Annotated in this window: 17 protein-coding genes; 9 read left to right on the top strand and 8 right to left on the bottom strand. The window is 60.5% G+C overall.

The features are described from left to right. Positions 1-118: 118 nt before the first annotated feature. Positions 119-805 (bottom strand): hypothetical protein, encoded by a 687-nt coding sequence (locus LVY75_14190; protein ID XAZ25718.1) that lies wholly within the window; start codon positions 803-805, stop codon positions 119-121. 262 nt (positions 806-1,067) lie between these two features. Between LVY75_14190 and thrC the strand changes: the two genes are divergently transcribed. The 6 genes from thrC to LVY75_14160 all read left to right on the top strand — a co-directional run bounded on the left by thrC (position 1,068) and on the right by LVY75_14160 (position 8,311). Continuing rightward, positions 1,068-2,468, top strand: a complete 1,401-nt coding sequence (thrC, locus tag LVY75_14185; GenBank protein ID XAZ24361.1) for a threonine synthase — start codon at positions 1,068-1,070, stop codon at positions 2,466-2,468. Positions 2,469-2,495: 27 nt separating this feature from the next. Then, positions 2,496-3,794, top strand: a complete 1,299-nt coding sequence (locus LVY75_14180) for an insulinase family protein (GenBank protein XAZ24360.1) — start codon at positions 2,496-2,498, stop codon at positions 3,792-3,794. A gap of 30 nt (positions 3,795-3,824) precedes the next feature. Further along, entirely contained in the window at positions 3,825-4,439 is a 615-nt protein-coding gene (locus LVY75_14175; protein ID XAZ24359.1) for a GNAT family N-acetyltransferase, read from the top strand. Next, the gene (locus LVY75_14170; protein XAZ24358.1) at positions 4,436-7,348 is read left to right on the top strand and encodes a sensor domain-containing phosphodiesterase; all 2,913 of its coding nucleotides are present in this window, start codon (positions 4,436-4,438) and stop codon (positions 7,346-7,348) included. Before LVY75_14175 ends, LVY75_14170 begins: the two co-directional genes overlap by 4 nt. Positions 7,349-7,482: 134 nt before the next feature. Next, complete coding sequence (locus LVY75_14165) at positions 7,483-7,908, top strand: hypothetical protein (GenBank protein XAZ24357.1); 426 nt, start codon at positions 7,483-7,485, stop codon at positions 7,906-7,908. Between the two features lie 94 nt (positions 7,909-8,002). Beyond that, positions 8,003-8,311 (top strand): Dabb family protein, encoded by a 309-nt coding sequence (locus LVY75_14160; protein ID XAZ24356.1) that lies wholly within the window; start codon positions 8,003-8,005, stop codon positions 8,309-8,311. Between the two features lie 12 nt (positions 8,312-8,323). Here LVY75_14160 and LVY75_14155 read toward each other — a convergent pair whose 3' ends face one another. From LVY75_14155 to LVY75_14135, 5 genes are all read right to left on the bottom strand, one after another. Beyond that, positions 8,324-9,223: a zinc ABC transporter substrate-binding protein gene (locus LVY75_14155; GenBank protein ID XAZ24355.1), complete on the bottom strand. Its 900-nt coding sequence runs from the start codon at positions 9,221-9,223 to the stop codon at positions 8,324-8,326. A gap of 15 nt (positions 9,224-9,238) precedes the next feature. Further along, positions 9,239-10,111 carry a metal ABC transporter permease gene (locus tag LVY75_14150; GenBank protein ID XAZ24354.1) on the bottom strand — a complete coding sequence of 291 codons (873 nt, stop codon included), beginning with the start codon at positions 10,109-10,111 and terminating at the stop codon, positions 9,239-9,241. Then, positions 10,108-10,848 (bottom strand): ABC transporter ATP-binding protein, encoded by a 741-nt coding sequence (locus LVY75_14145; protein XAZ24353.1) that lies wholly within the window; start codon positions 10,846-10,848, stop codon positions 10,108-10,110. Before LVY75_14145 ends, LVY75_14150 begins: the two co-directional genes overlap by 4 nt. Before the next feature lie 283 nt (positions 10,849-11,131). Then, positions 11,132-11,617 (bottom strand): peroxiredoxin, encoded by a 486-nt coding sequence (locus tag LVY75_14140; protein ID XAZ24352.1) that lies wholly within the window; start codon positions 11,615-11,617, stop codon positions 11,132-11,134. 68 nt (positions 11,618-11,685) lie between these two features. After that, a complete protein-coding gene (locus LVY75_14135) occupies positions 11,686-12,525 on the bottom strand; it encodes a cytochrome C biogenesis protein (protein XAZ24351.1) in 840 nt (279 codons plus the stop codon). Positions 12,526-12,666: 141 nt separating this feature from the next. Between LVY75_14135 and LVY75_14130 the strand changes: the two genes are divergently transcribed. From LVY75_14130 to LVY75_14120, 3 genes are all read left to right on the top strand, one after another. Next, positions 12,667-13,272 carry a YqgE/AlgH family protein gene (locus LVY75_14130; protein XAZ24350.1) on the top strand — a complete coding sequence of 202 codons (606 nt, stop codon included), beginning with the start codon at positions 12,667-12,669 and terminating at the stop codon, positions 13,270-13,272. 94 nt (positions 13,273-13,366) lie between these two features. Continuing rightward, positions 13,367-13,558, top strand: a complete 192-nt coding sequence (locus LVY75_14125; protein ID XAZ24349.1) for a CsbD family protein — start codon at positions 13,367-13,369, stop codon at positions 13,556-13,558. Between the two features lie 85 nt (positions 13,559-13,643). Then, positions 13,644-14,720, top strand: coding sequence for a putative zinc-binding metallopeptidase (locus LVY75_14120; protein XAZ24348.1), 1,077 nt, complete (start codon positions 13,644-13,646; stop codon positions 14,718-14,720). Here LVY75_14120 and rnhA read toward each other — a convergent pair whose 3' ends face one another. Both rnhA and LVY75_14110 read right to left on the bottom strand, forming a co-directional pair. Further along, the gene (gene rnhA / locus LVY75_14115; protein XAZ24347.1) at positions 14,721-15,173 is read right to left on the bottom strand and encodes a ribonuclease HI; all 453 of its coding nucleotides are present in this window, start codon (positions 15,171-15,173) and stop codon (positions 14,721-14,723) included. It lies immediately after the preceding gene. Then, entirely contained in the window at positions 15,170-16,135 is a 966-nt protein-coding gene (locus tag LVY75_14110; GenBank protein XAZ24346.1) for a homoserine kinase, read from the bottom strand. The genes rnhA and LVY75_14110 overlap by 4 nt, the downstream gene beginning before the upstream one ends. Positions 16,136-16,169: the final 34 nt, after the last annotated feature.

The following is a 16,169-nucleotide window of genomic DNA, read 5'->3' as shown; positions in this document are numbered from 1 at the left end:
ACCGGGAGCCCGCAACCTGCGGGCTTTTTTGCATCTAGGGTGATGTTTGTCGCGCGGCAGCACGTAGCACGCCAATGGGCGCGTTGGGTCTTACAGGAGTGATCAAGCGGCCGATGCTTCAGCTGCTCTTCTTCTTCGAGTTCTTTGCGTTCTTGGGGGGCTGAGTGTCGAAACCGACATTGACGCGCACGAGAGCACCGGAGCCGACCGGCATCTTGATCCCTTCATGGCGGAAGATGACCTGGGTGGCCGGTGCGCCGGCCGGGATCTGGGCTGGGAAATTCACGACTTCGGACGACAAAACATCCTGACCATCCAGCACCGAGATGCGGATCGGCAGGGTGACCGGGCCGGAGGCGCCGCCCGGGCCGGCGACGAGGCGAAGCTGCGCCACGACGGTCATCGAAAGTGCCGTATCGTTCAGCGTGCACTGGCGGGTGTAGTCACCGAAGGATGCCTGGAAGACCACTTGCTGCGGGTCGCCGGTCTTTGCGCCCTTCGCATAGGTGCGATAGATCGCATCCTGATCGCGCATGAATATCTGCGGGCAAGCGCCCTGAACCACCGGCGCGACCCTGCCTTGTGCGGTAACGCCGGTGCCGATCGGGGCCTGGTTCGACGAAGGATTGGTCGGTGCGACCGGCATGATCTGGGCATCGCCATTCGGCTGAAGCGGCGCCGGGCCGGTTGCCGCGGCGGTCGCCTCAGGCTTGCTGTCGCCGCCGAGGCCAAGCGAATTGCAGCCGGCAAGGGCGGCAAAAAGCGATGCAGAAACAATGAGACGCGAGACCTTGCCGAGCACGATATTCCACCCCTTGCAGACGCTTTTCTTCTAGGTGCTTGCGACTTTCCCGCAAGGCCTTTCATGACAGTTGGCGATGGTCTATATCAGCGGCGCAAAGAAAAATCGATTGGGTAAGCACCGTTTTGATGCACTTTTCGGCGCCGGATGCGGGCAACTTCAATAACATACCTGCGGCAATGCCCCGGCGAGCCGGCAAGCTCCCTCTTTTCAACGCGGCGACTGTCCGTTTTTCGCGCGGAAACTCTCCAGCCATAGATCAAGGATGACGAACGTGGACTATATCTCGACCCGCGGCGAGGCCCCTTCCCTCGGCTTTTGCGACGCCCTTCTGGCAGGGCTGGCGCGCGATGGCGGGCTCTATGTTCCGCGCAAATGGCCGAGTTTTTCCAAAAAGGAAATCCGGGCGCTGCGCGGCAAGACGTATCAGGAGATCGCCTTCACCATCCTTTCGCCCTTCACCAATGGTGAAATCCCGGACGAAACCTTCCGGGCGATGATCGACGAGGCCTACGGCACTTTCCGCCATCCGGCGATCGCGCCGCTGGTACAGACCGGTCCGAACAGTTTCGTGATGGAACTGTTCCACGGCACGACGCTCGCCTTCAAGGATGTGGCGATGCAGCTTCTTGCCCGCCTGATGGATTACGCGCTGGAGAAGCGCGGCGAGCGGGCAACCATCGTCGGCGCCACTTCGGGCGATACGGGTGGTGCCGCGATCGATGCTTTTGCCAACCGCGAGCGCACCGACATCTTCATCCTCTTCCCGCATGGCAAGGTTTCGCCCGTACAACAGCGCCAGATGACGACGTCGACATCAGGCAACGTGCACGCGCTTGCCGTGGAAGGCAATTTCGACGATTGCCAGAACCTCGTCAAAGCCATGTTCAATGACACGGCCTTCCGCGACAAGGTGAAGCTCTCGGGCGTCAATTCGATCAATTGGGCGCGTATCATGGCCCAGATCGTCTATTATTTCACGACGGCGATCGCACTCGGCGGGCCGGACCGGAAGATCTCGTTCACGGTGCCAACGGGCAATTTCGGCGATATCTTCGCCGGCTACTGTGCCAAGCGCATGGGCCTGCCGATCGACAAGCTCGTCATCGCCACCAACGAGAACGATATTCTGGCGCGCATGCTGAAAACCGGCCGCTATGACATGAAGTCGGTGAAGGCCACGACCTCTCCTTCCATGGATATCCAGATATCCTCGAACTTCGAGCGGCTGCTGTTCGAAGCCTATGATCGCGACGCCTCCAAGGTTCGCGCCGCAATGGAAAGCCTCAAGCAATCCAATGGCTTCGAAATTTCGCCCGAAGCGCTGAAATTCATCAAGAAGGATTTCCGTGCCGGTCGCGCAAGCGAGCGGCAGGTGGCAGAAACGATCCGCAAGACCTATGAAGAAACCGGCTATCTCCTCGATCCGCATTCCGCGATCGGCGTCTTCGTCGCCGCCAAGCGGGAAAAGCCGAATACGCCGATGGTGACGCTTGCGACTGCGCATCCGGCGAAATTCCCCGCTGCCGTAAAATCCGCCTCCGGTATTGACCCGGCGCTTCCGACGTGGCTTGCTGATGTGATGCACAGGGAGGAGCGCTTCCAGATCATCGAGCCCGAGCTCAAAGCGGTTGAAACCTTTATCGGCAAGCATGCCCGCAGCTAGATGACGGCAAGCGCAGAAAGATAGCACATGACAGTTGAGTGCACCCGGCTCAAATCCGGGCTGACAGTAGTCACACAGACCATGCCGCACCTTGAAAGCGCTGCGCTCGGAGTCTGGATCAAATCAGGTTCGCGTAATGAGACGGAAGACGAACACGGTATTGCCCACCTGCTCGAACACATGGCCTTCAAGGGAACGGCACGCCGCTCCGCCCGCGAGATCGCCGAGGAAATCGAGGATGTCGGCGGCGAAGTGAACGCTGCGACCTCCACCGAGACGACCTCTTATTATGCCCGTGTCCTGAAGGATCATGTACCGCTCGCCGTCGATATCCTCGCCGATATCCTGACGGAATCCGCCTTCGAGGAAGAAGAGCTGGAACGCGAGAAGCAGGTCATCCTGCAGGAGATCAACGCGGCCAACGACACGCCCGACGACGTCGTCTTCGACCGCTTCTCCGAGGTCGCCTATCGCGGCCAGACGCTCGGGAGACCGATCCTCGGCACGCCGGAAACCGTCGTTTCCTTCACGCCGCAGCAGATCCGCACCTATCTCGGCCGCAACTACACGACCGACCGGATGTTCGTGGTGGCGGCGGGCGCCGTCGAGCATGACGAATTCGTTCGCTTGGTCGAAGACCGCTTCGCCAGCCTGCCGACCACGCCCAATGCGCCGCCGGTCATGGAGCCAGCGCGCTACATCGGCGGCAATGTGCGTGAGCCGCGCGACCTCATGGACGCGCAGATACTGCTCGGCTTCGAGGGCAAGGCCTACCACGCCCGCGATTTCTATTGCTCACAGATCCTCGCGAATATCCTCGGTGGCGGCATGTCCTCCCGCCTCTTCCAGGAAGTGCGCGAATTTCGTGGCCTCTGTTATTCAGTCTACGCTTTCCACTGGGGCTTTTCCGATACCGGCATCTTCGGCATACATGCCGCAACCGGTGGCGAGAACCTGCCGGAACTGGTGCCTGTCATCATCGACGAGTTGCACAAGTCGGCCGACAGCATCCACCAGAAGGAAATCGAGCGCGCCCGTGCGCAGATCCGCGCCCAGCTTCTCATGGGCCAGGAAAGCCCCGCCGCCCGCGCCGGCCAGGTCGCCCGGCAGATGATGCTTTACGGTCGCCCGATCTCCAATCCGGAGATGATGGAGCGCTTGGAAGGCATCACCATAGAGCGTCTGACCGACCTAGCGGGTCGCCTGTTCTACGACACCGTTCCGACGCTTTCGGCGATCGGTCCGCTTGAGCAGCTTGCCCCGATGGAAGACATCACCGCCTCGCTTTCGGTCCCGGCACCGAAGACGAAGCAGGCGAGCCTCTGACCGACACATCCGTTGCGCCGAGGGGTATCGATGCCAAAATCGGTTTTTCGGTTCCTATCGCGACAGCCTGAAGCGGTCGAACTCGAAAACGATAAATATGTCCTGCGCCTACCGCGCTATCAGGATTTCAGCCAGTGGCACCGGCTTCGCGCCGATAGCCGCCGATTTCTGGAGCCCTGGGAGCCGACATGGCGGCGCGACGAGCTGACCGAGGGATCGTTTCGCGCCCGGGTGATCCGCGGCAAACAGGAATATGCTTCGGGACAGGCGGTCCCGCTCTTCATTTTTCTAAGAAAGGACATGACGCTCGTTGGCGGCGTCACCATCGGCTATATCCGCCGGGGTGCGGCCCAAAGCTGCATGATCGGCTATTGGATGGGCGAGCGTTTTGCCGGCCAGGGCCATATGTTTGCCGCACTTCAACTGGTTATTCCTTATATCTTCGCCGGGCTTGAGTTGCACCGTATTGAAGCAGCCTGTATTCCAGACAATGCACGGAGCATTCGCCTGCTTGAGAAAGCCGGGTTCCAGCGGGAAGGCTACCTGCGCGGATATTTGAAGATCAACGGTCAGTGGCATGATCACGTGATGTTTTCACGTCTGGCCAGTGACGCGGATACAGGCAGGAAACCCAACAGCCGATGAACAAAGACCGCATGCTGCTGACGTCACCGTCCGGACGAGTGATCACGGTGATCGCAGCCCTTCTCCTGTCGGTATTCGCCCTTGCGGCGGGAACCGTGCAGGCGGCCGAACCGGTAAAGATTTCCCGCGACGATACTGCGCTGGACCTGACTGCCACGACCGAAATCTACGCCAACCAGGGCGAAGCCTTCCAGGTTTCCACCGCGGCCGGCGCCGATGGTATCCGCCGGCGTATCGAAGTGCGGGCAAGTTCGGAAAACCATCAGGGCGACTGGGCAGTCTTTGCGCTTGCCAATGTCTCGGAAGAGCAGCTTGAGCGCGTCATCGTCGCGCCGCACTTCCGTCTCGTCAATTCCAAGCTGTTCTGGCCCGATCTCGGCTCGCAGCGCATCATTGCCATTACCCCCAGCGAAGGTTTTGCACTCGACCGCCAGCCGAGCGACGAAGCGGACGTCTTCCGCATCACGCTGAACCCCGGTGCCGTCATCACCTTCGTGGCCGAGCTTGCGACACCCGACCTGCCGCAGATCTATCTGTGGGAGCCGGATGCCTACAAGGACACGATCAACGCCTTCACGCTCTATCGCGGCATCGTGCTCGGCATTGCCGGCCTGCTGGCGGTTTTCCTGACCATCCTTTTCGTCGTCAAGGGAACCTCGATGCTGCCGGCGACGGCGGCACTCGCCTGGGCGGTGCTCGGCTATATCTGCGTCGACTTCGGCTTCCTTGGAAAGCTGATCAGCGTCGCCTCGGCGGATCAACGAATATGGCGCGCCTGTGCGGAGGTGGCGCTCGCCTCGAGTTTCGTGATCTTCCTCTTCACCTATCTCAATCTCAACCGATGGCATGTGCATCTGGGTTACGCCACGCTTGCCTGGGTGCTGGGTCTTGCGCTGCTCTTCGGCGTTGCGATCTATGATCCCTCGATTGCGGCCGGCATTGCTCGGCTCTCCTTCGCACTGACGGCGGCAACCGGCCTCCTGCTGATTATTTACCTCGGCTTCAACCGCTATGACCGCGCCATCCTGCTTGTGCCTGCCTGGGCGCTGACGCTTGTGTGGCTGTTTGGCGCGTGGATGACGATCACCGGCCGGCTCGACAATGACATCATTCAGCCCGCACTCGGCGGTGGTCTCGTCCTCATCGTGCTCCTGATCGGTTTCACCGTGATGCAGCACGCCTTTGCTGGCGGCGCCTTCCAGCAGGGCCTGTTCTCCGATCTCGAACGCCAGTCGCTGGCGCTGACGGGCTCCGGCGACATGGTGTGGGACTGGGACGTAGCGCGCGACCGTGTCGTCACCATTCCCGATGTTTCCGTAAAACTCGGGCTTTCGCCGGGCACAATGCATGGCGCGGCGCGCAACTGGCTGCCGCGGCTGCACCCTGACGATCGCGACCGTTTCCGGGCAACGCTTGACGTGCTCCTGGAACATCGCCGCGGCCGGCTGAACCACGAGTTCCGCATCCGCGCCGAAGACGGGCACTTCCATTGGCTCCTGATCCGTGCCCGGCCGGTGCTCGGCTCGAACGGCGAAATCATTCGCTGCGTCGGCACGATCGTCGATGTGACCGAGCAGAAGAACTCCGTCGAGCGGCTGCTGCACGATGCGCTGCACGATAACCTGACGGGCCTGCCGAACCGGCAGGTCTTCATAGACCGCCTGCAGTCGGTGCTGACGCTGGCACCGGGTGGCGAGACGCTGCGTCCGACCGTGATGGTGATCGACATCGACCGCTACAAGCTGGTCAACGATTCGCTCGGAGTGGCCGCGGGCGACAATATCCTGATCGCACTCACCCGGCGTCTCCGCCGTCTTCTGAAACCGCAGGATACGCTGGCGCGTCTCTCGGGCGACCAGTTCGGCCTCATCCTTGTTTCCGAGCACGATCCGGCCAAGGTCGCGGATTTCGCCGATGCGATGAGCAAGGCGATCATGGTGCCGATCAATTTCTCCAACCGCGAGATCATCCTGACCGCCTCGATCGGCCTCACCTCCTGGGTGGACCAGCAGGAAAGTGCATCCGGCCTGCTCAGCGACGCCGAGCTTGCCATGTATCGGGCCAAGCGCGCCGGTGGCAACCGCGTCGAGCCTTTCCAGCCGGCCTTCCGCGATTTCGGCACCGACCGCCTGCAGCTTGAATCGGATCTGCGCCGCGCCATCGAACGCAAGGAACTTTCGATGGTCTACCAGCCGATCGCGCGGCTGGAGGATGTCGAGATTGCCGGTTTCGAGGCGCTGATGCGTTGGGAACATCCCAAACGCGGCAATATCCCGCCCTCGGAATTCATCCCGATCGCCGAAGCTTCCGACATCATCGGCGCGCTCGGCATCTTCGCGCTGGAACAGGCGACCAACGACCTGATGGGGTGGCAGAACCAGACCGGCGAACTACCGATCTTCGTCTCCATCAACCTCTCCAGCGTGCAGCTTCTCAACAATGAGCTTTACGACGACGTCCGCTCGGTGCTGGCGAAAACCCATTGCGATCCTTCAAGGCTGAAACTGGAACTGACGGAATCCATGGTGATGGAAAATCCGGAACAGGCCCGTCTCGTGCTGCAGAAGCTAAAGGAAGCAGGCCTTGGCCTGGCGCTCGACGATTTCGGCACAGGCTATTCTTCGCTTGCCTATCTCACCCGCTTCCCCTTCGACACGATCAAGCTCGACAAGGCGCTGGTGCGCGACAACAGCGACAAGAAGGCAACCGTGCTGAGATCGGTGATCTCCATGGCGCGCGAGCTGGAGATGAAGGTGGTCGCCGAGGGCATCGAATCCAACGAGGATGCGATCGAGCTTGCCAAGATGGGCTGCAGCTATGGCCAGAGCTATCTCTTCGGTCCGCCGATGCCGTCGGAATCGGTGCTGCGACTGCTGAGGGAACGGTTTCCGCTGACGAAGCGGGCCTGATCCCAAAGCCTGTTTCACCGGATTTTCTGAGGGATTGGCACCTCTTGGATCGATACGGGTTTCCTTGCCTGCGGCGGCCATTGACCATTGGCTGCCGATATGCGCCTCTGCCTCAGCGCAACAAGGAAAATTCGATGCTCAAGCTTCTGCTCGCCCTCTCGATGGGCCCATTTTGCGTCTCTCCGGTCTACGCTGCCGAAATTCATCCGCCCGCGCTGAGCTGCCTGGCGGCAGCAGCGCCGGCGCGCTGTGAAAAATTGAAGAAGGATTTCACGGCCGCCTATGCGCTGGCCCACAAGGGCGATCATGGTGCGCAGGTGACCGTAGCCTTCTGCCTCTCCACCGGTTGCCGGGGCGCCGTGATCATCGACAAGGTGGCCGCTTGCAGCTGGCATATCGTTATCGCCAATTCCGGGGCAGCGACCGTCATCGACGGCTCCAACCTCAAGGATACCTGCAGGCCAATGACGGAAGAGCAGAAGGCTGCTGCACGTGCCTTGTCCCATGATCTCGTCCGCAAGATCTATAACCGTGCGGTGGCGGTGGCGGACCAGATGTAGGCCTTCGACGGGTCTGGCAGCTGCGGGCGCGAAATATCGTTGCCCTTGTCGTTTTCGTCGCTATTCTGCCCGAAAACATATCGGGAGGTACCTTATGATCCTGCACTGCGTATTCATGCGGCTGAAGAGCGCTATGACGCCTGACGACAAGCAGGCGCTGTTCGACGCCATCGTGGCGCTGAAGCAGGTGATCCCGGGAATTCTTGACATTAAATACGGGCCGAATGTTTCACCCGAGGGGCTGCATGGCGGTTTCGTCGACGGCTTTGCCGTGACCTTCGAAAGCCCCGAGGCTCGTGATACCTATCTCGTGCATCCCGAGCATGTGACCGTCGGCGAGCGCATCGTCTCGTCGACGGATGGAGGCCTGGCGGGCCTCCTGGTTTTCGATTTCGTTCTCTAAGCTCCCGTCAGTTCAGCTCGACTTCGCCATAGCGGCGGAGAGCTGGTCGACATTGTAGCGGAACATCTTCTCGTAGGTCGGAGCCGGGCCTTTCGAGTCCGAGAGAGATTCGACGTAGAGTTCACCTCCCGGCTCGGCGCCCGTCGCAGTGGCAACCTGCTTGACGAGGCGCGGATCGTTGGAGTTTTCGAAGAAATAGGTTTTCACGTGTTCCTGCTTGATCTGCTCGATCAGCTTGGCAACGTCGGCGGCCGACGCTTCGCTTTCGGTGGAGAGGCCGAGAGGCGCCAGGAAGCTGACATTATATTCCCGGCCGAAGTAACCGAAAGCATCGTGACTGGTCAGCACCTTGCGGCTGTTATCGGCGATCTTGTCGAGCTTGGCATGGGCATAGGCATCCAGCTCGTCGAGCTTCTTCGTATATTTTTCGGCATTGGCCTTGAAGGCTGCCGCATCGGCCGGATCGGCAGCGGACAGCGCTTTTTCGATGTTGGCGACCCAGATCTTCACGTTCACGGGGCTGTTCCAGACATGCGGATCGGTGACGGTCTTTCCGTCCTCTTCCATGGTGCGGGTGTTGATGCCCTCAGAGACCGTGATGGGTTTGCCCTTGTAGCCGGAGGCGGTGATGAGGCGATCCATCCAGCCTTCCAGCCCCTCGCCACTGACGAAGGTGACCTTTGCGGCGTTCAGCGCTTTGGCATCGGCCGGCGACGGCTCGAATTCATGGGGATCGCCGTTCGGGCCGACGAGGCTCGTGACCTTGACGTGATCGCCGCCGATCTGGCGGACGACATCGGCAAGCACGGTGAAGGAAGCGACGACCTTCAGCGTTTCGGCCGAAGCCGGCACGGCCGAAAGCACCATCAGCACGGGCAAGGCGGCGGAGAGAAGCAGTCTGCGGGATAACATTGATGGCTCCTGTGATCAGCCCTTCAGATGCGGGCGGGGGAAGAAACGTCGGGCAAGGCCCGACGGCGCGAAGAAGATGGAGAGCGCGTAAAACAGCGCCGCTGTCATGATGATCGTTGGGCCGGAGGCAAGCTCGAGGTGATAGGACGCGATGAGGCCGAGATAGCCGGAAGCTGCGGCGCTGACCGCTGCTGTCGCCATCATGGCCGGCAGACTGCGCGACCAGAGCTGGGCGATCGCGGCCGGCAGCATCATCAAGCCTACGGCCATCAACGTGCCGAGCGCCTGGAAGCTCGCGACAAGGTTCAGCACCACCAAGAGCAGGAAGAGAAAATGATAGACCGGGCCTCGCCCGGCGACGGCACGCAGGAAACCCGGATCGAAACATTCCGCGACCAGCGGTCGGTAGATGACCGCTAGTGCCAGCAATGTAACCGATGTGATGGCGCCGATCTGCGTCAGTGCCGGTGCATCGATGGCAAGGATCGTGCCGAACAGCACATGCAGCAGATCAATGTTGGAGCCTCGCAGCGAGACGATAAGCACGCCGAGGGCCAGCGAGGCGAGATAGAAGCTCGCAAAGCTCGCGTCTTCCTGAAGCACGGTCATGCGACTGACGACGCCGGACAGCAGTGCGACAGAAAGGCCAGCGACAAGTCCGCCAATGCCCATTGCAGTCAGCGACAGCGAGCCGGCAACGAGATAGCCGATCGCCGCCCCCGGAAGCACTGCATGGCTCATGGCGTCTCCCATCAGGCTCATGCGTCGCAGCATCAGGAAGACGCCGATGGGGCCGGAGCCGAGACCAAGGCACAGGCAGGCGACGAGCGCGCGGCGCATGAAGCCATAATCGGCAAAGGGAGCGAAGAAGATATCGTAGGCCGTCATGCCGCCGGCTCGCAGGCTTCGGCATCCTCGTCCCAACGTTCGGCCATGGCGCGAGCCTCAAGCAGATTGGCTGACGACATGACCTCCTGCGTCATCCCCCAGCCGATCAGCCGGCGGGCGAGCAGCAGGGTTTCCGGGAAATGCGCCCTCACCTGCTCGAAATCGTGGAGCACGGCGATCACTGTCCGGCCGTCGCCGTGCCAGCGGGCGATGATATCGAGCAGGTCCCTGGTCGTGCGGGCGTCGATGGCGGTGAAGGGTTCATCGAGCAGGATGACACGGGCATCCTGCAACAGCAGGCGGGCAAAGAGCACGCGCTGGAACTGGCCAGCCGAGAGCGAGCCGATGTGGCGCGCCTCGAAGCCTTCCAGCCCGACGATGCCGAGCGCGGCGCGGGCGCGCATACCGTCCTGTTTCGCAACGCTGCGGAAAGCACCAGCCGAGCGCCAGCTTCCGAGCAGCACCGTATCCAGAACGGAGATCGGAAAGCGCCGGTTGATATCTGCTGCCTGTGGAAGATAACCGAAATCGGCGCGCTGCAGCCGGTGCTCCACTCGCCCCTCAGCCGGGCGCAGTTCCCCCATAATCGCTTTCAGCAGCGTGGATTTCCCCGCCCCGTTCGGCCCGGCGATTGCCGTCAGGCTCCCCGGCTGGAACGTGCCGGAGAGGTGATGGACCGCCGGGTGGCGATCATAGGAAACTGTCAGATTGTGGAGGCGGATGACCGGCGCGCTCATGGCAGCAAGATCGCCCAATGGATCGCAAGCCACAGGAGCGCAACGATAATGATTGCGCCGCCGGCACGCAGCAGCGCCGATTGTCCGAGCAGGCTGCTGATGGCGAAACGTTGGGGGGCGGTCGGCATTGCTCATTCCCTATATGTAATAACATTACAGTTATGTTATAACGATTGCGGCAAGAATGAGGCAAAGACGACCGGTGCCATATCGACGCCTGTTTCAACGACAAATAAAAAAGGCGCCCGAAGGCGCCTTTCACACAAGCATCGATGGTTCCGGGTCAGAGCTGCTCGAGCATCGCCGCGGCACCGGAAACCGTCGCCTGCCCGGGCGATTCCTCGACATTGAGCGACTTCACGACACCGTTCTCGACCAGCATCGAATAGCGCTTGGAGCGCACGCCGAGGCCGCCTCCGGAAAGATCGGCATCGAGGCCGACCGCCTTGGTGAAGCCGGCATCCCAATCGGCGAGGAAGTGGATCTTGCCAAGGCCGCCCGAGGACTGCGCCCAGGCGCCCATGACATGCCAGTCGTTGACGGCAAGGACGGCAATATCGTCGACGCCCTTGGCGAGAATGGCATCGCGGTTTTCCAGATAGCCCGGCAGATGGTTCAGCGAACAGGTAGGCGTGAAGGCACCCGGCACGGCAAAGAGCACGACGCGCTTACCGGCGAACAGTTGCTCGGTGGTGGTTTCGACCGGGCCGTCGGTGGTTTTTTCCTTGAAGGTGGCGGCAGGAAGCTTGTCGCCGATCGCGATGGTCATGGATTTTCTCCTCGGTTCAGGCTGGCCGCGGCAAGGCCGCAGGGATGGGCAGGGACTATAAGATGCGGTCAATCAAAGGCAAGCGTGGTTTCCATGGCGCGCGTGCCGTCAATGACGAGCACACCCCACTGCTTGCCCCTTATGTCGTAATTCTTCGGCAGCTTGCCGATCGTAATATCGGTGGAGTAGGCATTGCCGCTGCGGCCGATATTCGTCTGCTTCGTAAAGGCATAGCCGCTGGGACCGGTCGCGACGATATCGGGAGTACCGCCTCCCGCCTCCGGCAGTGTGATCTTCAACGAGAGCTGTTTGAGGTCGCTCGATACGGCGTGTGCCACGACCTTAAAATCGGCAGTTGGGGCTTCGGGAAGTCGGGCGGCAGCGTCGCGAAGGATCATCTCCTCCTGCGGGCGCGATTGGGCAACAGCTTCGAATTTCAGTAAAAGCTGCGCCTGGAAAGGAATGCAAATATCCTTGCAGATGCCGATGAACGCAGTGGCGTCTATTGCGACCGGCCCTGCCTTCGAAGCCGTCAGCGAAAGTGGCAGGGTTACCGGTGCATCATAGCCGATGTCCTCGACCTTGCCGCGGGAGATATATTTCGGGACGGGATAGGAAATTGCGTCAAGCGTTACGCCGCTTTGCGGTACGATGGTGATCTGCGGGGGGATACCGTTATTGCCCGGCTCGCGCCAATAGGTAATCCAGCCAGGCTTCGGCTCGATCTGGAGGCCGGCCCTTATATGGCCATCAGCGTCCGGCGGCAGAGCCACGAGACGCATCCGGCCGCCCTCATTCTCCGCCCAGTTGCTCATTTCCGCATGCGCCGCACGCAACAATCCAAGCATGGATGAAGCCGAAACGACTGCAATTAACAAGGGCCGCACAAGTAATGAAATAACTCTCATGGAACAAGGGTTTACCGAAACTCGCCAATTGCCGCTAGAAGTCCCGCCCATTTAAATCTTCATTTTCAGTTGATTGATTTGTGACATTGCCCCATGTTTCTCTTGTCGGAGCCTTAGTGCAGTCTGGCGGCAGGAGGAACCATGTCCCTTTCAACGCTGAAGAACAGACGGGAACGCGGATTTTTCGATGGTCAGTTCCTGATCGCCATGCCCGGCATGGAAGATCGAAACTTCGCACGCACGGTCATTTATATATGCGCCCACTCGGATGCGGGCGCCATGGGCTTCGTCATCAATCGCCCGCAGAGCCTTACCTTCACCGATGTGCTGCTGCATCTCGATATGATCAAGCAGGAAGATTCCATCGTGCTGCCGAAAGATGCCCGGGAATTTCCGATCCAGACCGGCGGGCCGGTCGAGAGCGGTCGCGGTTTCGTGCTGCATTCCGACGATTATATCAGCGACTCCTCCATTCCCGTCAGCGACGATATCTGCCTGACGGCGACGCTCGATATCGTGCGCGCCATCTCCAAGGGTGGCGGCCCGAAGCGGGCCACCATGCTGCTTGGCTACTCCTCCTGGGGTGCGGGCCAGCTCGAAAACGAAGTGGCCGCGAACGGCTGGCTCAATTGCGCGGCCAATGAGGAGCTGATCTTCGATCGCTGCCTCGATGACAAGTATGAGCGGGCGCTTGCCAGTATGGGTATTACACCGGCCATGCTTTCGGCCGAAGCCGGCCACGCCTGAGACTGCACCATTCCGGAACGAAATTCTTCCATTGGCGTTTCCAATCGGCAAGCGCGGGCACCCCGTCCGCGACTATCCGAGAGGAGACATCGAAATGGGTAGCACTGGCGATAAGATTTCCGGCAAGGTCAACGAGATGGCCGGAAAGGCAAAGAAGACAGCCGGCAAGGCCACCGGCGACCGTGAAATGCAGGCCAAGGGTGGCATGCAGGAAGCCAAGGGCAAGGCCCAGGTCGCAAGCGGCAAGGTGAAGGACAAGCTTAAGGGCGCTGTCGACCGTCTCTGACCTTCGGTTTCATGCCCAGTTCAATGCCTGTCGCACCCATGTGCGGCGGGCATTTTCCGTCATATCCTACCTGTAGGGGGCTGCCATGAGGTTGTTTACCTGCGACAATTGCGATCAGGTCATTCATTTCGACAACAGGCTGTGCGTGCGCTGCAACCATCGCCTGGGCTTTTTCGCCAGCGATCTTTCCATGCATGCGCTGGAATCACGCGACGAGGTGAATTGGCAGCTCGTCTCCGATCCGAACCGGCTCGTGCGGTTTTGCGCCAATGCGGGTCTCGACATCTGCAACTGGCTGGTCGATGACGGCAATGATTTCTGCATTGCCTGCCGACATAACCGACTTGTACCGAATACCGACACGCAGGAGGGTATCGATCGCTGGCGGCGCATCAGCCAGGCACAACGCCACCTCTTCTACTCGTTGTTGCGTTGGAAGCTGCCGCATCCCGACCGGCAGGAAGATCCGCAAGGCGGCCTCGTTTTCGACTTCCTCGAAGACGCCGTCCAGAATGACGGCAATATCGTGCCGGCGATGACCGGGCACGAGGAAGGATTGATCGCCATCCGTGCGGCCGAAGCAGATGACCTGACGCGCGAGCAGGCGCGCGCGGCAATGGATGAACCCTATCGCACCCTGCTTGGACATTTCCGTCACGAGACCGGGCACTTCATCTGGGACAAGCTGGTGCGTGACCGCAACGGCTTAGACGCATTCCGCGTCGTCTTTGGCGACGAAAGGCAGGATTATGCGGCAGCGCTTCAGGAGCGCTACACCAATGGGCCGGCACCCGGCTGGCAGGAAAGTTTCATCAGCGCCTACGCCTCCGTCCATCCCTGGGAGGATTTTGCGGAATGCTTCGCGCATTACCTGCACATCGTCGATACGCTGGAAACGGCCCGCAGTTTCGGCATAGCGATCGACCCGCGCGGACATGAAGAGATCGCAGCGGAGGTGGATTTCAATCCTTACCGGGCGCAGAGCGCCGAGCAGCTCGTCAGCGCCTGGGTGCCGCTCAGCCTGGCGATCAACGCCATTCAGCGCAGCATGGGACAAGCCGATTCCTATCCCTTCGTGCTGTCGCAGCCAGTCGTAGCGAAGCTGGAATATATGCACGAGCTGATCCAGGCTGCCGCGAACGAGCAGCGACAGGCGGCCTGATCAGCCTGCCTTTTTGCTCTTCTTGAAAGGTTCCATACCCTTGCGGGCGAGCTCATCGGCGCGCTCGTTCTCAGGGTGGCCGGCATGGCCCTTGACCCAATGGAGCGTGACCTTGTGCCTGTTGCGGGCTTCCTCCAGCGCCTGCCAGAGCTCCGCATTTTTCACCGGCTTATTGTCGGAGGTCCTCCAGCCGTTTTTCTTCCAGCCGAAAATCCACTTGGAAATACCGTCCTTCACATAGGCGCTGTCGGTGTAGAGATCGACCTCGCAAGTCTCCTTCAGTGCGCTGAGCGCGGAGATCGCAGCCATGAGTTCCATACGATTGTTGGTGGTTTCAGCCTCACCACCGGAGAGTTCCTTCTCCACATCGCCGTAACGCAACACAGCGCCCCAGCCGCCCGGGCCTGGATTGCCGGAACATGCGCCATCGGTGAAGATATCGATGTGCTTCATAGGCTCAACCCGTATTCCGCAGGCGACGAAATCTGGCGATGAAAGCGCAGCTTGCGCAGATATTCCAACGGATCCTTCTTGGTGACCATTGCGCCTTCGGGCGTCGTCAGCCAATCGTAGAGACGGGTCAGGAAGAAGCGCAACGCCGAACCGCGAGAGAGGACCGGGAGAGCCTTGATTTCTGCCTCGCTCAGAGGGCGCACGCTCTGATAACCCTCCAGCATCTGCGTACCCTTGGTGATGTTATAGGCGCCGTCCTTTTCGAAGCACCAGGCATTGAGGCAGATGGAGACGTCATAGGCCAGCAGATCATTGCAAGCGAAATAGAAATCGATGAGGCCCGACAACTCATCGCCGAGGAAGAAGACGTTGTCGGGGAAAAGATCGGCGTGGATGACACCGGCCGGCAGATCCTTCGGCCAATAGGCGCGCAGGAAATTGAGATCGCTGCGGATTTCATTCTGCAGGCCAAACTCCACCTCGTCGGCGCGCTCCTCCGACTTGTCCCAGAGCATCTGCCAGCCATCAAGCGACAGCGCATTCGGCCGTGTCAGTACAAAACCTTCACCAGCGACATGCATCTGCGCCAGCGCCTTGCCGACCTCACGGCAGTGTTTTGCCTCCGGCTTCCTCAGCCACATGCCTTCAAGGAAGGAAATGAGCGCGGCCGGACGGCCCGACAACGTGCCGAGCAACGCGCCATCCTTGCGCGGCAATGGCAGCGGACAAGACAGGCCGCCTGCCGACAGATGCTGCATCAAGCCGAGGAAGAAAGGCAGATCGTTCTTTTCCACCCGCTTTTCATAGAGCGTCAGGATGAGCGGCGCCTTCGACGTATGGAGCAGGAAGTTGGAATTCTCGACGCCCTCGGCGATGCCCTTGTAGGAGAGCAGCTGGCCAGCATCATATTCAGTGAGAAACCATTTCAGCTCGTCTTCGGCGATATCGGTATAAACTGCCAAGGTGGGTCTCTCACTGTCGAGGCGATGTTGTCAG

Source organism: Sinorhizobium sp. B11 (assembly GCA_039725955.1).
Lineage (GTDB): Bacteria > Pseudomonadota > Alphaproteobacteria > Rhizobiales > Rhizobiaceae > Rhizobium.
The sequence above is the reverse complement of the archived record's forward strand: the minus strand, read 5'-3'. Positions and strand labels throughout refer to the sequence as shown.

Excerpts from the sequence above, each read along its gene's own strand:
- LVY75_14145 (XAZ24353.1), bottom strand. The coding sequence starts at position 10,848 with ATGAGCGCGCCGGTCATCCGCCTCCACAATCTGACAGTTTCCTATGAT.
- LVY75_14150 (XAZ24354.1), bottom strand. The coding sequence starts at position 10,111 with ATGACGGCCTACGATATCTTCTTCGCTCCCTTTGCCGATTATGGCTTC.
- LVY75_14155 (XAZ24355.1), bottom strand. The coding sequence starts at position 9,223 with ATGTTATCCCGCAGACTGCTTCTCTCCGCCGCCTTGCCCGTGCTGATG.
- LVY75_14140 (XAZ24352.1), bottom strand. The coding sequence starts at position 11,617 with ATGACCATCGCGATCGGCGACAAGCTTCCTGCCGCCACCTTCAAGGAA.
- LVY75_14165 (XAZ24357.1), top strand. The coding sequence starts at position 7,483 with ATGCTCAAGCTTCTGCTCGCCCTCTCGATGGGCCCATTTTGCGTCTCT.
- rnhA (XAZ24347.1), bottom strand. The coding sequence starts at position 15,173 with ATGAAGCACATCGATATCTTCACCGATGGCGCATGTTCCGGCAATCCA.
- LVY75_14175 (XAZ24359.1), top strand. The coding sequence starts at position 3,825 with ATGCCAAAATCGGTTTTTCGGTTCCTATCGCGACAGCCTGAAGCGGTC.
- LVY75_14160 (XAZ24356.1), top strand. The coding sequence starts at position 8,003 with ATGATCCTGCACTGCGTATTCATGCGGCTGAAGAGCGCTATGACGCCT.
- LVY75_14120 (XAZ24348.1), top strand. The coding sequence starts at position 13,644 with ATGAGGTTGTTTACCTGCGACAATTGCGATCAGGTCATTCATTTCGAC.
- LVY75_14125 (XAZ24349.1), top strand. The coding sequence starts at position 13,367 with ATGGGTAGCACTGGCGATAAGATTTCCGGCAAGGTCAACGAGATGGCC.
- thrC (XAZ24361.1), top strand. The coding sequence starts at position 1,068 with ATGACGAACGTGGACTATATCTCGACCCGCGGCGAGGCCCCTTCCCTC.
- LVY75_14135 (XAZ24351.1), bottom strand. The coding sequence starts at position 12,525 with ATGAGAGTTATTTCATTACTTGTGCGGCCCTTGTTAATTGCAGTCGTT.
- LVY75_14180 (XAZ24360.1), top strand. The coding sequence starts at position 2,496 with ATGACAGTTGAGTGCACCCGGCTCAAATCCGGGCTGACAGTAGTCACA.
- LVY75_14130 (XAZ24350.1), top strand. The coding sequence starts at position 12,667 with ATGTCCCTTTCAACGCTGAAGAACAGACGGGAACGCGGATTTTTCGAT.
- LVY75_14170 (XAZ24358.1), top strand. The coding sequence starts at position 4,436 with ATGAACAAAGACCGCATGCTGCTGACGTCACCGTCCGGACGAGTGATC.